We start from the raw sequence: 19779 nt of genomic DNA on the forward strand, positions 1-19779 counted from the left end.
ACGAATTATGACGCGATAGTCATTCCGGCCGGAGGAAGGCGGGTTTTTCCGCCGCCTGTGGCCGTGGGGCGACGGACCGCCGCCGCCGCTGCCGCCTATTTGGTCACGAAGGCCTTCTCGACCACATAGGTGCCGGGGCTGTTGTTGGACCCCTCGGTGAAGCCGCGCGCTTCCAGCAGCGCCTTCACATCCGCATTCATCGCCTCGGACCCGCAGAGCATCACCCGGTCATGCTCGGCCGAGAGCGGCGGCAGGCCGAGGTCGGTGCAGACCTTGCCGGATTCGAGCAGGGTGGTGATCCGCCCCTGGGTGGGGAAGGGCTCCCGCGTCACGCTCGGGTAGTAGAGCAGCTTGTCGCGCAGCATCTCGCCGAGGAACTCGTGCTCCGGCAGCTCCTTGCTGATGATCTCCCGGTAGGCCAGCTCCTTCACCTCGCGCACGGTATGGGCGACCACGACATGCTCGTAGCGCTCGTAGACATCCGGCTCGCGGATGAGGGACATGAAGGGCGCGAGGCCGGTGCCGGTCGCCAGCAGCCAGAGCGTCTTGCCCGGCAGCAGGTTCTCGGTCAGCAGCGTCCCGGTCGGCTTCCTGCCGATCAGCACCGTGTCGCCGAGCTTGATGTGCTGCAGCCGCGAGGTCAGCGGCCCGTTCTGCACCTTGATCGAGAGGAACTCGAGTTCCTCGTCCCAGGGCGGGCTCACCACCGAATAGGCCCGCACCAGCGGCTTGCCCTCGACCATCAGGCCGATCATAGCGAACTGGCCGGCGACGAAGCGGAAGGTCGGGTCGCGGGTGCAGCGGAAGCTGAAGAGGCGATCGGTCCAGTGGTGGACCCAGGTGACCGTCTCGCCGAAGAAGGCGGGCGGGATCGTCGGCTTCGGGCGGGGGGCGAGGGCGTCCATGGCCCAGCTAGATGCTGCGCTGCGGCGGAAAGTGCAACCGCTTCCGGCGCGGCCGCGGCATGCGTCCAGGGCGCGTCGACCCCGGCATTCGTTGTAACAGGAAATTGACCAACGGCTGCGGTGCCGGCCGGGATCGGGTTGCGCCGCAAAATCTTGGGTTTACCGAGGGTTTCGGAAATTTCGATCGGGGTGCCGCAGGATGCATTCCGGGCATCTGTGTCATCTGCCGTACAGACGGCCGGCGCGGGGCGCAGCACCATCATTGGACCGTTCGTCGCGTCTGGTCCTCCGCGGTCGGGCACGGCCTGGCCAGGCTTTGGCCGAAGGCGCCAGGTGCCGGCCCTGGGCTGCAACCCCAACCATGGAACCGAAGGCCTCATGCCCGATTGGCTGAACGATACCGCCGGCGCCTTCGTGCCGGGTTGCCGGGCCGCGGTCGCCGGCGCCGCCGGCGGCCCCCTCGCCGGGCTGGGCTTCGCGGTCAAGGATCTCTTCGACGTCGCCGGCCACCCCACCACCTATGGCAACCCCGACTGGGCCCGGACCAACCCGCCGGCCGCCGCCACCGCCCCGGTGGTGCGATCCCTCCTCGAGGCGGGCGCGAGCCTGTGCGGCAAGACCAAGACGGTCGAGCTGGCCTATGGCCTGACCGGCGAGAATGTCTGGTACGGCACCCCGCTGAACCCGGCGGCGCCCGATCGCTTCCCCGGCGGCTCCTCCTGCGGCTCGGCCGCCGCCGTCGCCGCCGGTCTGGTCGACTTCGCCCTGGGCTCGGACACCGGCGGCTCTGTCCGCATCCCCGCCAGCTATTGCGGCGTCTTCGGCATCCGGCCGAGCTGGGGCGCCATCAGCCTCGCCGGCGCCCGCGGCCTCGGCCCGAGCTTCGACACCCCCGGCTGGTTCGCCCGCGATCCCGCGGTGCTGGCCCGGGTCGGCGAGGTGCTGCTGCCGGAGGATGCCGGTGCCCCGGCCCTCGGCCCGCTGCTGAAGGCCAACGAGGCCTGGATCAACGCCGCCCCTGCCACCGTCGTCGCCCTGGCCGAGCCGATGCTGGTGCTGGAGACCCTGCTCGGCCGCGCCGTCTGGGTCGATGTGGCGCCCGAGGGCCTCGGCACCCTTTACGAGCATTTCCGCTGCGTGCAGGCCGAGGAGGCCTGGGCCACCCTCGGCAGCTGGGTCGAGGCGACCCGGCCCGCCTTCGGCCCCGGCGTCGGCGAGCGATTCGCCGCCGCCCGCGCCATGGACCCGGGCAAGGCCGCGGCTGGCCGCAGCTTCCGCCGCGCCTTCCGGGCGCGGCTGCAGGCGTTGCTCGCCGGCGGCGCGGTGCTGGCCTACCCGACCTCCCCGGTTCCGGCACCGAAGCTGGACGCCTCCCTGGCGGAGCAGAATGCCGTGCGGGAGCGCAGCATGGGCGTCACCGCCATCGCCGGCCTCTGCGGCCTGCCGGAGGTGTCGCTGCCGCTGGGCCGGGCCGAGGGTACGCCGGTCGGGCTTTCGCTGGTCACCGCCGCCGGGCGGGACCGGGCGCTGCTGGCCCTGGCGGGGCGGCTGGCCGCGGCGCTCGGCCGGGCCGGCTGAGCATCCGGGCCGGCACGGCGGCGGGGGCGGCCCGCGCCCGGCGCACCTCGCTTGTGCCGGCGGCCACTGCCGGTTAGGACGGGGGACACCGCAAGCCGCTGTCCACCGAGGGATGCTGCATGATCATCCGTGATGCCGGGCCGCCGGATCTGCCGGCGATCACCGCCATCTACGCCCACCACGTCCTGCACGGCGCCGGCACCTTCGAGGAGGTGCCACCCGACCAGGCGATGATGGCCGAGCGCCTGGAGAAGGTGCAGGACAGCGGCTGGGCCTGGCTGGTGGCCGAGGCGGAGGGCGACGAGGGCCAGGGCATCGTCGGCTTCGCCTACTACACCCAGTTCCGCGACCGCTCCGCCTTCCGCTTCACCGCCGAGGACAGCATCTACGTCCGCGACAACGTGCGCGGGCAGGGGGTCGGCAAGGCGCTGGTGGCGGCGCTGCTGCAGCGTGCCACGGAGGCCGGCTTCCGCCAGATGTTCGCCCTCATCGGCGACAGCGACAACGTCGGCTCGATCGGCCTGCATCTCTCGCTCGGCTTCCGCCAGGCGGGGGTGCTGCGCTCGGCGGGGCTGAAGTTCGGCCGCTGGGTCGACCTCGTCTTCATGCAGCGCGGCATCGGCCTGGCCGACCGCGACGTGCCCGGCGATTCTGGCGAGTGAGCTAGACGGTCAGCAGCTTCCGCACCGCCTCGTCCTCGAGCTCCCCGACCGGGCCGCCAAGCGCCACCTCCCCGCGCACCATCACCGCGATCCGGTCCGCCAGGTCGCGGGCGAATTCGTAGTATTGCTCCACCAGCACCACCGCCAGCGTCTTCTCCCGCGCCAGCAGGCGGATGATGCGGGCGATGTCCTTGATGACGTTGGGCTGGATGCCCTCGGTCGGCTCGTCCAATATCAGCAATCGCGGCCGCGCCGTCAGCGCCCGGCCGATCGCCAGCTGCTGCTGCTGCCCGCCCGAGAGGTCGCCGCCCCGCCGCGCCAGGAACTGCTTGAGGATGGGGAAGAGCACGAAGATCTCCTCCGGCACCCGGGCGCCGCGCGGCGCCGCTGCCAGCGCGGTCTCGAGGTTCTCCTGCACCGTCAGGAAGGGAAAGATCTCCCGCCCCTGCGGCACGTAGCCGATGCCGGCCCGTGCGCGTTCCGCCGGGGCCATGCGGGCGATGTCCTTGCCTTCCCACAGGATGCGGCCGGACTGCACCTTCTCCAGCCCGACGATCGCCCGCATGAGCGAGGATTTGCCGACGCCGTTCCGCCCGAGCACGCAGGTGATGCGCCCGGGGTCGGCCTCGAGCGAGACTCCGCGGAGGCAGCGCGAGGCGCCGTAGGACAGGTCGATGTTCTCTACCCGCAGCATGGTTCAGCGCCCCAGATAGACTTCGATGACCCGCGGGTCGTTCTGCACATGGTCGATGCTGCCCTCGGACAGCATCGACCCCTCGCAGAGCACCGTCACCTTGGAGCCCAGCGCCCGGACGAACTCCAGGTCGTGCTCGACGACGACGACGCTGCGGGCGCCGGCGATGCGGACCAGCAGCGCCGCGGTATGCTCGGTCTCCTGGTCGGTCATGCCCGCCACCGGCTCATCCACCAGCAGCAGCTCCGGGTCCTGCATCAGCAGCATGCCGATCTCCAGCCATTGCCGCTGGCCGTGGCTGAGCACCCCGGCGCGGTCATGCGCCCGCGCCGTCAGCCCGACCTCCGCCATCGTCGACTCGATCTTCTGGCGGGATGTCCGGTCGAGCACCCAGCGCAGGCAGGAAAACGGCCCGCGTGGCGCCTTCAGTGCCAGCTCGAGGTTCTCGAAGACGGTCAGCGCATCGAACATCGTCGGCTTCTGGAATTTCCGCCCGATGCCGAGGTTGGCGATGGTCGCCTCGTCCAGCCTGGTCAGGTCGTGGTCGTGGAAGCGCACCACCCCCGCGGTCGGCCGGGTCTTGCCGGTGATGACATCCATCATGGTGGTCTTGCCCGCGCCGTTCGGGCCGATGATGGCGCGCAGCTCGCCCGCCTCGACGATGAGCGAGAGGTTGTTCAGCGCCCGGAAGCCGTCGAAGACGACCGAGACGCCGTCGAGGTAGAGCACCGCATCGGGCACGGCCTGGCCGCGGGGCGGGTGCGGCGCCCCGGCCGCGAGTTCGGTCGCGCTCATCTCCGCTCCTTCTGGAACAGGCCGATCAGGCCGCGCGGCAGGAACAGCGTCACCGCGACGAACAACCCGCCGAGGGCGAAGAGCCAGAGGTCCGGCGCCACGGTGGTCAGCCAGGTCTTCAGCGCATTGACCGAGAAGGCGCCGAGCAGCGCCCCCACCAGCGTGCCCCGCCCGCCGACCGCCACCCAGATCACCGCCTCGATGCTGTTGCCCGGGCTGAACTCGCCGGGATTGATGATGCCGACCTGCGGCACATACAGCGCCCCGGCCAGCCCGGCGATCATGGCCGAGAGCACGAAGACGAAGAGCTTGTGCTGCGTCACGTCGTAGCCGAGGAAGCGGGTCCGGCTCTCGGCGTCGCGGATCGCCACCAGCACCCGGCCGAGCTTCGACCGCGTCACCCGGCCGCAGACCCAGAGCGAGCCCAGCAGCAGCAGGAGCGAGGCGTAGAACAGCGTGCTGCGGGCCGAGGGGGTGTTCAGCGGCATGCCCAGCAACTCCTTGAAGTCGGTGAAGCCGTTGTTGCCGCCGAAGCCCATGTCGTTGCGGAAGAAGGCCAGCATCAGCGCATAGGTCATGGCCTGGGTGATGATCGAGAGGTAGACGCCGGTGATCCGGCTGCGGAAGGCGAGGTAGCCGACCACCCCGGCCAGCAGCCCAGGCACCGCCATCGCCATCAGGATGGCGAAGGGAAAATGCTCGAAGCCCAGCCAGTACCAGGGCAATTCCCGGTAGCCGAGGAAGACCATGAAATCCGGCAGGGTCGGATGCCCATAGACCCCGCGCGGCCCGATCAGCCGCATGAGGTGCATCCCGATCGCGTAGCCGCCGAGCGCGAAGAAGGCGCCGTGCCCGAGCGAGAGGATGCCGGCATAGCCCCAGGCCAGATCGATCGCCAGGGCGAGGATGGCATAGGTGATCCACTTGCCGGTGATGCTGACGATGAAGTCCGAGACATGGAGCGCGCTGTCCGGCGGCAGCCGGTTCAGCACCGGCAGCATGGCGAGGACCAGCATCGCGCCGATCAGCACCAGCCGCAGGGTCATGCGGCCGGCGCCGGCCGGGGCAGGGGCGGCGAGGGAGGCGCTCATGATTCCGCGGCCCGTCCCTTGAGTGCGAACAATCCGCGCGGGCGGCGCTGGATGAACAGCATGATGGCCACCAGCACGAAGACCTTGGCGAGCACCGCGCCCGCGTAGGGCTCCAGCACCTTGTTGACGACGCCGAGGGTGAGCGCCCCCACCAGCGTCCCGGCCAGCGAGCCGACGCCGCCGAAGACCACCACCATGAAGCTGTCGATGATGTAGCCGGTGCCGAGGTTGGGCGAGACATTGTCGATCTGGCTCAGCGCCACCCCCGCCATGCCGGCGATGCCCGACCCGAAGGCGAAGGTCAGCGCATCGACGCGGCCGGTGCGGATGCCCATGGTCGCCGCGATGCGGCGGTTCTGCACCACCGCCCGCATCTCGAGGCCGAAGCGGGTGTAGCGGATGGCGGCGATCACCAGCAGCAGCACGGCGATGCCGAAGACGATGATCCACATGCGGTTCTGCGTCACCGCGATGCCGCCCGGCAACATCATCGTGCCCTGCATCCAGGCCGGCGAGGTCACCTCCCGGTTCTGCGCCCCGAAGATGCTGCGGACCGCCTGCTGCAGGATCATGCCGACGCCGAAGGTCATCAGCAGCGTCTCGAGCGGCCGGCCGTACAGGTGCCGGATCAGCCCGCGCTCGAGGATCGCCCCCGCCGCCGCTGCCAGCAGGAAGGCCGCCGGCACCGCAAGGGGCAGGGACCAGGGCGCCAGCCAGGGAATGCCGCGGCAGGCCTCCTGCACCATGAAGGTCGCGTAGGCGCCGAGCATGACGAACTCGCCATGCGCCATGTTGATCACGCCCATGACGCCGAAGGTGACGGCCAGCCCCAGCGCCGCCAGCAGCAGGACCGAGCCGAGGCTGAGCCCCTGGAACAGCGTCTCCGCCGCCCGGCGGATCGCCAGCGTCTGCTCGATGGCGGCGAGCGAGACATCGATCGCCGTCGCCATATCCGGATTGGCGATCCGCGCCTCGATCAGCAGCGCCCGCGCCTCGGTGGTGCCCGCCGAGCCCAGCCGGGCGATGGCGCTGCGCTTGCCCTCGGCCTCGGTGCCGACGAGCTGTGAGGCGGCGAGGGCGAGTTCCATCTGCTCGCGGATGCGCGGCACCGTCTCCTTCGCCAGCGCCGCCTCCAGCAGCGGCACGTTGGCGGCGCTGCGGCTGCGGAACACGCCCTCGGCGGCGGCCAGCCGCTCGCCCGCATCAGGCGAGATGATCTGCAATTGCCCGAGCGCCCCGCGCAACGCCTGGCGCACCCGGTTGTTCAGCCGCACCGTCTCGGCGCCCGCCGCATCGGCCGGCTGCCCGGTCGCGGGGTCGACGAAGCCATCCCCCTGCGGGACGCGCAGCGCCCCCTCCGGCGTCTTCTGCAGGCGGCCCTCGGCCATGGCGCGCAGCACCGGCAGGGCGCGGGGATCCGCCGAGGCGCCCAACTGCTCCACCGCCGCCGCCGCCTCACTGAAGCCGCCGGCCAGTCCGGGCAGGGCGGTGGTGAATGCGTCCTGCGCCCGGGCCGGCAAGGCCAGCACCAGCAGCAGCAGGAGTCCTGCAATGAGTTTTTCCATAATGCCCTTCGGACCAGCGGCGCCGCGACCGCGGCGCCGCCCCACATGCTTACCGACGGCGGTTGGCGTTCTCCGGAATGTACGTCGACCAATTCTCGGCCTTCACCGCATCCGGGGTCTTCCAGACCGTGGTGATCTGGCCATCGGCCTGGATCTCGCCGATCAGCACCGGCTTCGAGAGGTGGTGGTTCGCCAGCATCTCCTCCTCGTAGCCGCAGGGCGCCATCAGCTTCTGCCCGATCAGCGCCGGGGTGACGGCGGCGACCGCGGTGGACTTGGCCTTCTCGGCGGCCTGCATCCACATCCGGAAGCCGGTGTAGGTGGCCTCCATCGGGTCATTGGTCACCCGCTTCGGGTTCTTGATGTAGGACTGCCAGAGCGCCTTGAACTCCTCGTTCGGCTTCCCCGGCGTGGACATGAAGTAGTTCCAGGCAGCGAGGTGCCCGACCAGCGGCTTGGTGTCGATGCCGGCCAGCTCCTCCTCGCCCACGCTGAAGGCGACGCAGGGGATGTCCTCGGCCTTGATCCCCTGGTTGCCGAGCTCGCGGTAGAAGGGGACGTTGGCATCGCCGTTGATGGTGGAGACGATGGCGGTCTTCTTGCCCTCGCCGGCGAAGCGCTTTACCCGTGCCACGATGCCCTGCCAGTCGGAATGACCGAAGGGGGTGTATTCCTCCATGATGTCGGCATCGGCGATGCCCTTCGACTTCAGGAAGCCGCGCAGGATCCGGTTGGTGGTGCGGGGATAGACGTAGTCGGTGCCAAGGAGGGCGATGCGCTTGGCCTCGCCGCCGTCCTTCGACATCAGGTACTCAACCGCCGGGATCGCCTGCTGGTTCGGCGCGGCGCCGGTGTAGAAGATGTTCTTGCTCTCCTCCTCGCCCTCGTACTGGACGGGGTAGAAGAGCAACCCGTTCAGCTCCTCGAAGACCGGCAGCACCGATTTGCGGGAGACCGAGGTCCAGCAGCCGAAGGTCACGTCCACCTTGTGGACGGCCAGCAGCTCCCGCGCCTTCTCGGCGAACAGCGGCCAGTTGGAGGCGGGGTCGACCACCACGGCTTCCAGCCGGCGGCCGAGCACGCCGCCCTTGCTGTTGGCGTATTCGACCATCATCAGCACGGTATCGCGCAGCGCCGTCTCGCTGATCGCCATGGTGCCCGAGAGCGAATGCAGCACGCCGACCTTGATCGGCGCCGATTGCGCGAAGGAGGGCTTGACATAGGGCAGGGCGAGGGCGGCGCCGAGGCCGCCGAGCGTCGCGCGCCGGGTGAAACGGGAGGCGTTCGAAATCACCGATTTTTCCTTCCTGTTGGCGGCAAGCAGCCGCGTCACCCTTGCCGGGCGTTCGGATGCGAAGCGGCGTTGCGAGATGCGTGCCAAACGGTTGCCGGCCTGCACCGCGCCGGCGCCGATTCTTTCCGCTCAAAAAACAGGCAGCCGTGCCAGGAAGCGACGCATGTTGCGTCGCAGCGAAGCGGGCCGGGTCCGCCGCCCTTACCCCGGCCGCGCCGGCCGGTTCACCAGCCAGAGGCCCAGCGCCACCAGCGCCACCGCCGCGCCGAACAGGCTGCCCAGCCGGTCCCCCATCAGCAGCCAGCCCGCCAGCACGCCGAAGATCGGCGTCAGCACGCTGAAGGCGGCCAAGCGCGAGGCCGAGTGGCGCGAGACCAGCCAGAACCAGGCGGCGTAGCTGACCCCGGCGATGCCGATCCCCTGGTAGGCCAGCGCCCCCAGTACCAGCGGCGTCGGCACGATCCGCCAGGTCTCGCCCAGCGCCCAGGAGGCCAGCAGCAGCAGCGGCGCCGAGACGACAAGCTGGTAGAGCAGCACCGTCACCGGCGGCGAGGCCCGCAGCCGCGAGGCCTTCACCAGCACCGTCGTCGCCCCCCAGAGCGCCCCGCCCAGCAGGCACAGCAGGTCGCCGAGCAGCGCCGCATCCCCGGCCGGCGCCCGCAGCCCCTCGGCGAAGGCCAGCACCAGCCCGCCGAAGGCGACCAGCAGCCCGACCGCCTTGGCCCGGGTCAGCCGGTCGTCCGGGATCAGCCAATGCGCCCCCAGCGCCACGAAGAAGGGCGCGCCATAGAGGAAGACCACGGCGCGGGAGGCGGTGGTGAGGCCGACCCCGATGAAGAGGGCGACGAACTCGAGGGTGAAGAGCAGCCCCGCCGCCACCCCGGGCAGCAGGCTGCCGTCCTGCCGCCAGGGGCCAAGCGCGGCGCCGATGCCGCCGCCCCGCCAGGCGCACCAGCCGAACAGCACCGCGGTGGCGATGACCGACCGCAGCCCGGCCTGCAGCACCGGCGGGATGCCGGCATTGCCGAGCTTGATGGCGACCAGGTTCAGTCCCCAGACCAGGCAGAGCAGGAGCATGACGGCGACCGCCCGGGGCGGCAGGGCTCCGCCGGTCGTGGCGCGCGGTGACTCGGGCATGGCGCAGCCTGCGGGGCGCGGCGCGGCCCGTCCAGCCCGCCTGCCGCGCCGCGGCTTGCTGCCACCGGGGCGGCTGCCCTAGCCTCGCTCCGGGCAAGCGGGAGATGGGGGCATGCTGCGACGGGATATGCTGCTAGCGGGCGCCGGCACGGCGGCGGGCCTCGCCCTCGGGCAGCAGGCGGCGGCGCAGAAGGCGCAGGACACGCTGCGGATCGTCGACCGCTTCGCCCTGCCGAACATCGACCCCTACTACAACTCGCTCCGCACCGGCCTCGTGCAGGCGCACCAGGCCTGGGACACGCTGGTCCACCGCGACCCCGAGACCTTCGAGCTGAAGCCGCTGCTGGCCACCGAATGGCGCTGGGTCGACCCCAAGCAGCTCGAGTTCACCCTCCGCCGCGGCGTGAAGTTCCACGACGGCAGCGCCTTCTCCGCCGATGACGTGGTCTATACGCTGAACCTCGCCAGCAACCCGGAAAGCCGGGTGGCGACGCCCAGCAACTTCTCCTGGATCGCCAACGCCGAGAAGATCGACGACTTCAAGGTCCGGGTGAACCTGAAGCAGCCGACGCCCGCCGCGCTCGAATACTTCGCGCTCGTCATCCCGATCTACCCCGCGGCCTATCGCCAGCGGGTCGGGCCGGAGGCCTATACCAAGGCCCCCGTCGGCTCCGGCCCGTACCGGATCACCAAATTCGAGCCCGGCGCCAGCGTCGAGTACGAGCGCTTCGAGGAGTACTGGGCCGGCAGCCCGAAGGGCCGCCCGGCGATCCGCCGCCTGCACGTCCGCTTCGTCCCCGACGCGACGACCGAGATGACGGAGCTGCTCTCGGGCCGCGCCGACTGGGTCTGGAACGTCAACCCCGACCAGTACGAGAACATCAACCGCCTGCCGATGGTCCAGGCGGTGCGCCAGGAATCGATGCGCATCGGCTACCTCTCGATCGACGCCGCCGGCCGCAGCGGGTCCGGCAACCCGCTGACCAACCTCAAGGTCCGCCAGGCGATCTGGCATGCGATCGACCGCGAGACCATCGCCACCCGCCTCATCACCGGCGGCTCCCGCGTGCCCGCCGCGCCCTGCTACCCCTCGCAGTTCGGCTGCGACGCCGCGGCCGCGGTGCTGTACGACTACAATCCCGCCAAGGCGCGCGCGCTGCTGGCCGAGGCCGGCTTCGCCGCCGGCTTCGAGATGGAGCTGGTCAGCTACGTCACCCCGCAATGGACCGCCTCGGTGCAGAGCTACCTCGGCGCCGTCGGCATCCGCGCCAAGGTGAACCAGATGCAGGTCGCCGCCGCGGTGCAGCGGGCCTGGGAGGGGCGCAACCCGTTGTACATGGGCAGCTGGGGCAGCTATTCGATCAACGACGTCTCCGCCGTGCTGCCGGTCATGTTCGGCGGCGGCTCGGAGGACTACACCCGCGACCCGGAGCTGCAGAAGCTGATCCTCGAGGGCGGCGCCACCACCGACGAGGCCACCCGCAAGACCGCCTACAGCGCCGCCATCCGCCGCATCACCGAGAACGCCTACTGGCTGCCGCTGCACACCTACGTCACCATCTACGGCTTCAGCCGGCAGCTCGACTTCAGGCCGTACCGGGACGAGCTCCCGCGGTTCTACCTGGCGAAATGGAAATAGGCCGCATGGCGCTGAAAGCCGCGATCATCCCGGTCACCCCCTTCGAGCAGAATTGCTCGCTGTTCTGGGACGACGTCACCCTGCGCGGCGTGGTCATCGACCCCGGCGGCGAGGTGGAGCGCATCCTCACCGCCGTCGCCGAGCTCAAGCTCGGCATCGAGGCGATCCTGCTGACCCATGGCCACATGGACCATGCCGGCGGCGCCGCCGAACTCAAGGCCGCGCTGCCCGACGCGCCGCCGATCATCGGCCCGGACCGGCGCGACGCCTTCCTGCTCGAGGGTCTCGAGGCCCAGGGCGCCAAATACGGCATCACCGCCCGCAACGTGACGCCCGACCGCTGGCTGGCCGAAGGCGATGCGGTCAGCATCGCCGGCGAGGAATTCGCCGTGCTGCACTGCCCCGGCCACACCCCGGGACACGTCGTCTTCGTCAGCGAGGCGCTGCGCCTGGCGGTGGTCGGCGACGTGGTCTTCCGCGGCTCGATCGGCCGCACCGACTTCCCCTATGGCGACCACGCGGCGCTGCTCGCGGCCATCCACGGCAAGCTGCTGCCGCTCGGCGACGACATCTCCTTCCTCTGCGGCCATGGGCCGGGTTCGACCCTGGGGCATGAGAGGCAGCGGAACCCCTTCCTGCAGGGCTGAGGCCGGCGCGCGTAAACGCGCTGTAACATGACCGATCATGCGCGACCTTCGGCTCGGCCGGAGTTCAGTGAAATTCCCGCTGGTTGCGCATCCGTCCGGATTGCCTGTTCGTAACCCATGCGACGCGCCGCGAGGCGCGTCATATTGGGAGAGAGCATCAGCATGGCCTGGAAGCATTTCGACTTCGCCCCGATCGCCGAGTTCCTGCAGCATGCCAAGGCGCCGCTGGCCGGACTCTGGCGCGGCGGCCACAATGATGTGGCCCGCCTCGACGTCACCCGGGACGCCGCCACCAGCCAGGACCTCGGCAAGGGTGAGGACACCGTCCTGGTGAAGGGCTCGGCCGAGCAGGTCCGCCTGACCTTCACCAGCGCCGAGGTCGGCAACGGCAACCCGCTCGATTCCAACACCATGGCCAACCAGGATGGCGGCCTCGCCGTCCGGCTCCAGGCCGAGAACGGCGCCGATGGCCTGACCGGTCCCATCAGCCGCTTCGACGATGAGGGGATCACCTTCAAGTCGGCCAGCCCCGGCCTGACCTTCGACGTGCGGGACCTCGTCGCCGGCACCCAGCGCGGCGACCAGTTCGACGCCGTCACCCTCGGCACCGCCAAGGACGACCGCACCGACGTCAGCGGCAGCCGCGAGGCCTATTACATCAACGCCGGCATGGGCAACGACAGCCTGACCGGTGGCAAGGGCAATGATTTCCTCGTCGGCGGCGCCGGCGACGATTGGCTCAAGGGCGGCCGCGGCGATGATTCCCTGCTTGGCGGCGCCGGCAACGACACCGCCGTCTTCAAGCCCTCCCGCGACGGGGCCGATGTCATCGACCTCGGCGCCGGCGACGACACGGTCCTGGTGAAGCACGGTCACGGCGAGCAGATCCGCCTGACCTTCACCAGCGCCGAGGTCGGCAATGGCAACGCCAACGACGCCGGCACCATGTTGAACCAGGATGGCGGCCTCGCGGTCCGCTTCCAGATGGAGGACGGCGCCGATGGCTTGGCCGGCCCCATCAGCCGCTTCGACGACGAGGGCATCACCTTCAAGGCGACGGCCGGCTCCACCTTCGACGTCCGCGACCTGGTCGCCGGCACCCAGCGCGGCGATCAGTTCGAGGCGGTCCAGCTCGGCACCATGGCGAACGACGTCATCGACCACGGCGGCGACGATGAGGCCTACTACGTCAACGCCGGCATGGGCGACGATGCCGTCACCGGCGGCAGCGGCCGTGACTTCCTCGTCGGCGGCGCCGGCAACGATACTCTGACCGGCGGCGCCGGCCAGGATTCCGTGCTTGGCGGCGGCGGCGCCGATACCTTCGTCTTCAACACCTGCGACACCAGCCCGGACAGCCTCGTCGACTTCGTCGCGGCCGACGACACCATCCAGCTCGACGGCCGGATCTTCCAGGGCCTGCCCGCCGGCGTGCTGGCGGCGGAATCCTTCGCCCTGCTCTCCGCCGCCGAATCCGCCGATGACCGCATCCTCTACGACGCGGACACCGGCAACCTCTTCTTCGATGCGGATGGCGGCTCGCGCGATGATCTATTGAACTTCGCCGTGCTGACGACGAAGCCGGCGGGGGTGTCGGCGGCGGATTTCGTGATCGCGTAAGGGAAGAAAGGTTTGGGGGGAGGTATCCCCCCAAGCCCCCTTCTATTTTTATTAGTCCGCCGCGAGCAGGCATTCGACGGCGCCGCGTTGCGGGACGTCCGTCGCGCAGCGAGGTTCCGCCACGGGGCAACGCGGGTGGAAGCGGCAGCCGGGGGGGATATTCGCCGGGTCCGGCAGGATATCCCCCAGGCCCACGTCGGGCACGCCAAGCCCGGGCTCCGGCGTCAACACGCTCGCCAGCAGGGCCCGCGTATAGGGATGCCGCGGCGCCCGGAACAGGGCATCCGCCTCGCCCCGCTCGACGATGCGCCCGAGGTACATCACCGCCACCTCCGTCGCCACATGCTCCACCACCGCCAGGTTGTGGCTGATGAACAGCAACGTCAGATCCAGTTCCCGCCGCAACTGCGCCAGCAGGTTCAGGATCTGCGCCTGCACCGAGACATCCAGCGCCGACGTCGGCTCGTCGCAGATGACGATGCGCGGCCGCAGCACCAGCGCCCGCGCGATCGCCACCCGCTGCCGCTGCCCGCCCGAGAGCTGCGCCGGATACCGCCCCGCCTGCTCGGCGGACAGGCCCACCCGCCCCAGCATCTCGAGGACCCGCGCCTCCACCTCGCGCCGCCCGATGCCCCCCTGCGCCTCCAGCGGCATCGCCACGATGTCGCGGATGCGCCGCCGCGGATTGAGCGAGGCGAAGGGGTCCTGGAACACCGGCTGGATCAGCCGCGCCCGCGCCCGCCGGTCCATCGTGTCCAGCCGCTGCCCCTCGACCAGCACCTCACCGGCGGTTGGCGGCAGCAGCCCCAAAATCACCCGCGCCAGGGTCGACTTGCCGCAGCCGGATTCCCCGACGACCCCCAGCACGCCGCCCTTCGGCACGCTGAAGGAGACATCGTCGACCGCGACGACCTCCCGGTCCCGCCCCAGCAGCCCGCCGCCCACGCGGAAGACCCGCCGCAGCCCCCGCACCTCGATCGCCGGCCCGCTCATGCCGCCCATCCCGGCGCCAGGCGGCAGAGATACTCATGCCCACCCCCCGCATTCTGCCGCGGCACCGGCGCCGCGCACCCGGCCACCGCATGCTCGCAGCGGTCGCGGAAGCCGCAGCCGACAAAACCCGGCGGGATGCGCGGTACCACGCCGGGGATGCTGCCGAGCAGCTCGTCCCGCTTCACCTTGCCCGGCACCGGCACGCAGCGCAGCAGCCCGCGGGTATAGGGATGCGACGGCGCGGCGAAGATCGGCGCCGTCGCCCCGCTCTCCACTACCTCGCCCGCATACATCACGCTCACCTTGTCGGCGATCCGTGCGACGATGCCGAGGTCATGGGTGATCAGCAGGATCGCCAGCCCCAAGTCGCGCTGCAACTCCGCCAGCAGCCGCAGGATCTGCGCCTGCACCGTGACATCCAGCGCCGTCGTCGGCTCATCCGCGATCAGCAGCTCGGGGTCGCACATCAGCGCCATGGCGATCATCACCCGCTGCCGCAGCCCGCCCGAGAGCTGGTGCGGAAACTGCCCCAGCCGCATCCCCGGCGCGGTGATGCCGACGCGGCCCAGCAAGCCCGCCGCCCGCTCCAGCGCCGCCGCCCGGCCGCCGCCGCGATGCCGGGTGAAGACCTCCGCCATCTGCGAGCCGATGGTATAGGCCGGGTTCAGGCTGGTCATCGGCTCCTGGAAGATCATCGCCATGCGGTCGCCCCGCAGCGCCGCCATGCGCTTGGCCGGCAGGGTCAGCAGATCCTCCCCGCCGAACTGCAGGCGGTCCGCGCTTCGCTGCGCGCCCTGCACCAGCAGATCCATCACCGCCAGCGCCGTGACGGACTTGCCGCAGCCGCTCTCGCCGACGACGCAATGCGTCTCCCCCCGCGCCACGCTGAAGGAGGCGCCGCGCACCGCCGCCGTCTGCCCGAAGGTGACCCGCAGCCCCTCGATTTCCAGCAGTGACTTTGCCTCTGGCGGCGGCCGATTCACGCTCCGCGCCTGCGGCGCTCCACGATCGGACGCCATCACCGCGTATCCCCCGTCCCCAGCAGGTCGCGCAGCCCGTCGCCCAGCAGGTTGATGCCGATCACCAGCACGAACAGCGCCACGCCGGGAATGAAGATCACCCAAGGAGAGAAGAACATGTAGTCCTTCCCCTCCGCGATCATCAGCCCCCAGGAGGGCAGGGGCGGCGGCACCCCGAGGCCGAGGAAGCTCAAGGTCGCCTCCAGCAATATCGCCAGCGCCATCTCCAGGGTCGCCACCACGGCCAGATGGCTGGCGATGTTCGGCAGCACCTCGGCCAGCAATATCCGCGGCGTCGAACACCCCGCCGCCCAGGCCGCCGCGACGTAATCGAGGTTGCGCACCTGCATGGTGGTGGACCGCGCCACGACGGCGAAGCGGTCCCAGAGCAGCAGCCCCAGCACGAGAATAACCAAGGTCAGGCTCGACCCCAGCAGCCCGACCACGGCCAGCGCCACCAGCACCACCGGGATCGCCAGCCGGCAGGTGATGGCGAACAGGACCGCATCATCGACGCGGCCGCCGAAGAAGCCGCCGACCACGCCGAGGGTGATGCCGATCGCCCCCGAGGTCACCACCGTCAGCAGCCCGATCAGCAGCGAGATCCGCGCCCCGTAGATCAGCCGCGAGAGGTAGTCCCGCCCGATCCCGTCGGTGCCGAGCCAGTATCCCGGCTTCGTGCCCTCCATCCAGAAGGGCACCGCCAGCCGGTTGTCGAGGTCCTGGGCGAAGGGATCCTGCGGCATGATCCAGGGCGCGAAGACCGCGCAGACCAGGACGATGCCAATGATGATCCCGCCGAGGATCAGCCCCGCCTTTCTCATTGCGCGCGCAGCCGCGGGTCGAGCAGCCCGTTCAGCAGATCCGCCGCCATGGTCAGCGCGATGTAGATCAGGGCGAGGACCAGCACCACCGCCTGCACCACCGGGAAGTCGTTCTTGCTGATGCTCTCCCAGGCGAGGAAGCCCACGCCATGCAGCGCGAAGACCGTCTCGATCACGATCGACCCGCCCAGCATGAAGCCGAGCTGCACCGCCGCGATCGAGACCACCGGGATCGCCGCGTTGCGCAGCGCATGCTTCCCCAGGATCGACAGCCGCGACAGCCCCTTGGCCCGCGCCGTGCGGATGTAATCCGAGCCCAGCGCCTGGATCATGCCGCTGCGGGTCAGCCGCGTCAGCGCCGGGATGGCGGAAAACGCCAGCACGATCCCCGGCATGACGTAATGCTGCCACGACCCCGTCCCCGAAATGGGCAGCCAGCCGAGGTTCAGCCCGAGGGTGATCATCAGGATCAGCCCCAGCCAGAAACTCGGCATCGCCTGGCCGATCATGGCAAACAGCTGCACCAGCCGGTCGATCCAGCTGTTCTCCCGCACCGCCGCCAGCACGCCGAGCGGGATGGAGACCACCAGCGCGATCGCCAGCCCGGTCAGGCCGAGCGTCAGGGTGATCGGCATCCGCTCGAGGATCAGGTCGGAAACCCGCGCCTTGAAGAAATAGCTCTCGCCGAAGTCGCCCACTGCGGCGCGCCCGACCCAGTCGAGGAACTGCACCGCCAGCGGCCGGTCCAGCCCGTAGGCGTGGCGGATCAGCGCCACATCCTGCTCGGTCGCCGAGGCTCCGGCGATGGAGATGGCGAGATCGCCGGAGACCCGGGTGAGGGCGAAGCTCAGGGTCATCACCGTCAGCGCCACCAGCAGCGCCAGCACCAACCGCCGCAGCGCGAATTTCAGCACCTAATGGGCCCCCGCCCAGCCATCCCGCCGCGGATCGCTGCCCGCCGCCCGCACCCCGTTCTCCAGCACCCGGATGGCGGCCACGCTGCAGGCCCCCTCCAGCGGCGGCACCAGCTTGACCCTATGCCCCAGCGCCTCCAGCCCCGGCGCCGCCGCGGCCAGCCCGGCCTCCATGGTCAGCACGGCATCCCCGCCATGCGGGTAGTTCGCCGCCTGGCCCGGCTGGCTGCTGGTCCAGCGCGGCGCTTCCACCGCCTGCTGCGGATCCAGGCCGAAATCCGCCATGCCCACCAGGATCTGCAGGTTGACCTGCACCTGGTTGTCCGCCCCGGGCGTGCCGAAGGCGCCCCAGAGCTTCCCGTCGCGGAAGACCATCGGCGCATTCATCGTGTGCCGCACCCGCTGCCCCGGCCGCAGCCGGTTCGCATGCCCCTCGTCCAGGTGCCAATAGGCCATGCGGTTGTTCATCAGCACGCCGGTATCCCCCGCCGTCACCCCGCTGCCGAAGGCCGAGTTGATCGACTGGATCGCCGAGACGGCATGGCCCGCCCGGTCGACCACGCAGAAATAGGTCGTGTCGCCCTCGGCCATCGGCCGCACCGGCAGGTCGGCGGCGCGCCGGAAGTCGATCGCCGCCGCATGCGCCGCGGCATGCTCGGCCGAGAGCAGCCGCTCCAGCGGCACCGCCCGCGCCCGCGGGTCCGTGCCATGCGCCTCGCGGTCGAGGAAGGCCCGCTTCTTCGCCTCCACCAGCAGGTGGATCAGCGCCGCGCTGTCCCGGCCCAGCGCCGCCAGGTCGAAGCGCTCGATGATCCGCAGCATCTGCAGGAAGGTGAAGCCGGTGGAATTCGGCCCGGTCTGCCGCACCTCGAAGCCGCGGTAGGGCACAATGATCGGCGCCTGCAGCTCGGCCGTGCAGGCGGCGAGATCCGCCTCGGCCACCAGCCCGCCCGCCGCGGCGATGCCGGCCGCCAGCCGCTTGGCCAGCGCGCCGCGGTAGAAGCCCTCGGCCCCGTCGCGGGCGATCCCGCCCAGGGTCTCCGCCAGTTCCGGCTGCACCACCAGGGCACCCAGGGCAGGGGCCTCGCCCGCCGCCAGGAAGCGCGCGGCGCTGCCGGCATCCGGCCGCAGCCGGCCGAGGTTGTCGCCGGCGAAATGCCGGAAGGCATGGGTCGCGGCGAAGCCGTCCCGCGCCGCCGCCTCGGCAGGGGCCACCAGCCGGGCCCAGGGGATCGTGCCATGCCCGGCATGCAGCAGCGCCAGCCCGGCCAGCAGCCCCGGCGTCTGGATGCTGAGCGGCCCGGCCACCGGCACGCCGCCCGCCGCACGATACCGCTCGGCGGTCGCCGCCGCCGGCGCCGCCGCGGTCGCATTCACGCAGAAGCCCGGGCGCCCCGGCACATGCACGTGGAAGAAGCCGTCGCCGCCGAGACCCGACATATGCGGCTCGACCACGCCGAGGGTGAGGGAGACGGCGACCGCCGCATCCATCGCCGTGCCGCCGGCCCGCAGCACGTCGAGTCCGGCCTGGGTCGCCACCGGATGGTTGGTCGCCACCGCCCCGTTGCGGCCCATCAGCAGCGGACGGTGGGAACGCAGGGTCGGGTACATGGCGAGGCTCCCTCGGGAGCCGTCACACCAGCACGGACCGCCCGCCCGGGGAAGCGCCGAAGCCGAGGCCAGGGCGCCCTCGGCCGGCGCCCCCCGGTGCCGCCTCAGCGGTCGTGGCGGCCCTCGGCGAATTCCTCAATCATCTTGCGGTTGAAGGCCGGGATGTCATCCGGCTTGCGCGAGGTGACCAGGCCGCGGTCGGTCACCACCTCGCTGTCCTCCCACTGCGCCCCGGCATTGCCGAGATCGGCCTTCAGCGAAGGCCAGCTCGTCATCCGCCGGCCGCTGACCCCGCCGGCGTCGATCAGGGTCCAGGGGCCGTGGCAGATCGCCGCGATCGGCTTCTTCGCCTGCACGAAGTGGCGGATGAAGTCGATCGCCTTCGGCTCCAGCCGCAGCTGGTCCGGGTTCACCACGCCGCCCGGCAGCAGCAGAGCGTCGAAGCCCGCCGGATCCACCTGGTCGAGCGCTTGGTCCACCGGGATGGCATCGCCCTTGTCCATGTGGTTCCAGCCCTGGATGGTGCCGGGTTTCGGCGCGACCACGACGACCTTCGCCCCGGCCGCCTTCAGCGCCTTCACCGGCTCGGTCAGCTCCACCTGCTCCACCCCGTCGGTGGCCAGGACCGCGACCGAGCGCCCGTTCAATTCGCCTGCCATTGCAATCTCCTGCTTGCCGGATGGCCGCGACAACGGCGCCCCCCGGCCCGGGTTGCGCCGCCCCCCTTCGCTTGACGGCATCCGTCGCACGGCGGATCGTCCGGCAAACGGCGCAAGCCAGGCGATGGCGGG

The 19779-nt window shown here is 70.7% G+C and carries 18 protein-coding genes; 5 read left to right on the forward strand and 13 right to left on the reverse strand.

Annotation, left to right across the window (positions count from 1 at the left end; all coding sequences use genetic code 11):
• Window positions 1–95: 95 nt before the first annotated feature.
• On the reverse strand, window positions 96–905 hold the full coding sequence (locus tag QWZ14_RS06415) for a ferredoxin--NADP reductase (RefSeq protein ID WP_290315800.1): 810 nt from the start codon (window positions 903–905) through the stop codon (window positions 96–98).
• 378 nt (window positions 906–1283) lie between these two features.
• On the opposite strand from QWZ14_RS06415, the gene QWZ14_RS06420 reads away from it, so the two are divergent.
• Entirely contained in the window at window positions 1284–2483 is a 1200-nt protein-coding gene (locus QWZ14_RS06420) for an amidase (protein ID WP_290315801.1), read from the forward strand.
• Between the two features lie 119 nt (window positions 2484–2602).
• Complete coding sequence (locus QWZ14_RS06425) at window positions 2603–3145, forward strand: GNAT family N-acetyltransferase (RefSeq protein WP_290315802.1); 543 nt, start codon at window positions 2603–2605, stop codon at window positions 3143–3145.
• A 1-nt stretch (window position 3146) separates the two neighbouring features.
• Here QWZ14_RS06425 and urtE read toward each other — a convergent pair whose 3' ends face one another.
• The 6 genes from urtE to QWZ14_RS06455 all read right to left on the reverse strand — a co-directional run bounded on the left by urtE (window position 3147) and on the right by QWZ14_RS06455 (window position 9721).
• Window positions 3147–3839 (reverse strand): urea ABC transporter ATP-binding subunit UrtE, encoded by a 693-nt coding sequence (gene urtE, locus QWZ14_RS06430; RefSeq protein WP_290315803.1) that lies wholly within the window; start codon window positions 3837–3839, stop codon window positions 3147–3149.
• A 3-nt stretch (window positions 3840–3842) separates the two neighbouring features.
• Window positions 3843–4634, reverse strand: a complete 792-nt coding sequence (urtD, locus tag QWZ14_RS06435) for an urea ABC transporter ATP-binding protein UrtD (protein ID WP_290315804.1) — start codon at window positions 4632–4634, stop codon at window positions 3843–3845.
• Window positions 4631–5650: an urea ABC transporter permease subunit UrtC gene (gene urtC / locus QWZ14_RS06440; protein WP_456307225.1), complete on the reverse strand. Its 1020-nt coding sequence runs from the start codon at window positions 5648–5650 to the stop codon at window positions 4631–4633. Before urtC ends, urtD begins: the two co-directional genes overlap by 4 nt.
• A 71-nt stretch (window positions 5651–5721) precedes the next feature.
• Window positions 5722–7290 (reverse strand): urea ABC transporter permease subunit UrtB, encoded by a 1569-nt coding sequence (gene urtB, locus QWZ14_RS06445; protein WP_290315806.1) that lies wholly within the window; start codon window positions 7288–7290, stop codon window positions 5722–5724.
• Window positions 7291–7339: 49 nt separating this feature from the next.
• Complete coding sequence (gene urtA, locus QWZ14_RS06450) at window positions 7340–8581, reverse strand: urea ABC transporter substrate-binding protein (RefSeq protein ID WP_408903641.1); 1242 nt, start codon at window positions 8579–8581, stop codon at window positions 7340–7342.
• Between the two features lie 204 nt (window positions 8582–8785).
• A complete protein-coding gene (locus tag QWZ14_RS06455; protein WP_290315807.1) occupies window positions 8786–9721 on the reverse strand; it encodes a DMT family transporter in 936 nt (311 codons plus the stop codon).
• 112 nt (window positions 9722–9833) lie between these two features.
• Here QWZ14_RS06455 and QWZ14_RS06460 point away from each other — a divergent pair, with 112 nt between their 5' ends.
• From QWZ14_RS06460 to QWZ14_RS06470, 3 genes are all read left to right on the forward strand, one after another.
• Complete coding sequence (locus tag QWZ14_RS06460; RefSeq protein WP_290315808.1) at window positions 9834–11360, forward strand: ABC transporter substrate-binding protein; 1527 nt, start codon at window positions 9834–9836, stop codon at window positions 11358–11360.
• A 5-nt stretch (window positions 11361–11365) separates the two neighbouring features.
• A complete protein-coding gene (locus QWZ14_RS06465) occupies window positions 11366–12007 on the forward strand; it encodes an MBL fold metallo-hydrolase (protein WP_290315809.1) in 642 nt (213 codons plus the stop codon).
• Window positions 12008–12169: 162 nt separating this feature from the next.
• Window positions 12170–13627, forward strand: coding sequence for a calcium-binding protein (locus QWZ14_RS06470; protein ID WP_290315810.1), 1458 nt, complete (start codon window positions 12170–12172; stop codon window positions 13625–13627).
• 51 nt (window positions 13628–13678) lie between these two features.
• Here the strand turns inward: QWZ14_RS06470 and QWZ14_RS06475 are convergent, their stop codons facing one another.
• The 6 genes from QWZ14_RS06475 to QWZ14_RS06500 form a co-directional block, all read right to left on the reverse strand.
• Complete coding sequence (locus QWZ14_RS06475; protein ID WP_290315811.1) at window positions 13679–14620, reverse strand: ABC transporter ATP-binding protein; 942 nt, start codon at window positions 14618–14620, stop codon at window positions 13679–13681.
• Window positions 14617–15639 carry an ABC transporter ATP-binding protein gene (locus QWZ14_RS06480; RefSeq protein WP_290315812.1) on the reverse strand — a complete coding sequence of 341 codons (1023 nt, stop codon included), beginning with the start codon at window positions 15637–15639 and terminating at the stop codon, window positions 14617–14619. The genes QWZ14_RS06475 and QWZ14_RS06480 overlap by 4 nt, the downstream gene beginning before the upstream one ends.
• Window positions 15639–16463, reverse strand: coding sequence for an ABC transporter permease (locus tag QWZ14_RS06485; RefSeq protein ID WP_290315813.1), 825 nt, complete (start codon window positions 16461–16463; stop codon window positions 15639–15641). The genes QWZ14_RS06480 and QWZ14_RS06485 overlap by 1 nt, the downstream gene beginning before the upstream one ends.
• Complete coding sequence (locus QWZ14_RS06490; RefSeq protein ID WP_290315814.1) at window positions 16460–17377, reverse strand: ABC transporter permease; 918 nt, start codon at window positions 17375–17377, stop codon at window positions 16460–16462. The genes QWZ14_RS06485 and QWZ14_RS06490 overlap by 4 nt, the downstream gene beginning before the upstream one ends.
• Complete coding sequence (gene ggt / locus QWZ14_RS06495) at window positions 17378–18988, reverse strand: gamma-glutamyltransferase (protein ID WP_290315815.1); 1611 nt, start codon at window positions 18986–18988, stop codon at window positions 17378–17380.
• 104 nt (window positions 18989–19092) lie between these two features.
• Window positions 19093–19647 carry a type 1 glutamine amidotransferase domain-containing protein gene (locus tag QWZ14_RS06500; protein WP_290315816.1) on the reverse strand — a complete coding sequence of 185 codons (555 nt, stop codon included), beginning with the start codon at window positions 19645–19647 and terminating at the stop codon, window positions 19093–19095.
• Window positions 19648–19779: the final 132 nt, after the last annotated feature.

It is taken from the genome of Paeniroseomonas aquatica (assembly GCF_030409335.1).
Classification (GTDB): domain Bacteria; phylum Pseudomonadota; class Alphaproteobacteria; order Acetobacterales; family Acetobacteraceae; genus Belnapia; species Belnapia aquatica.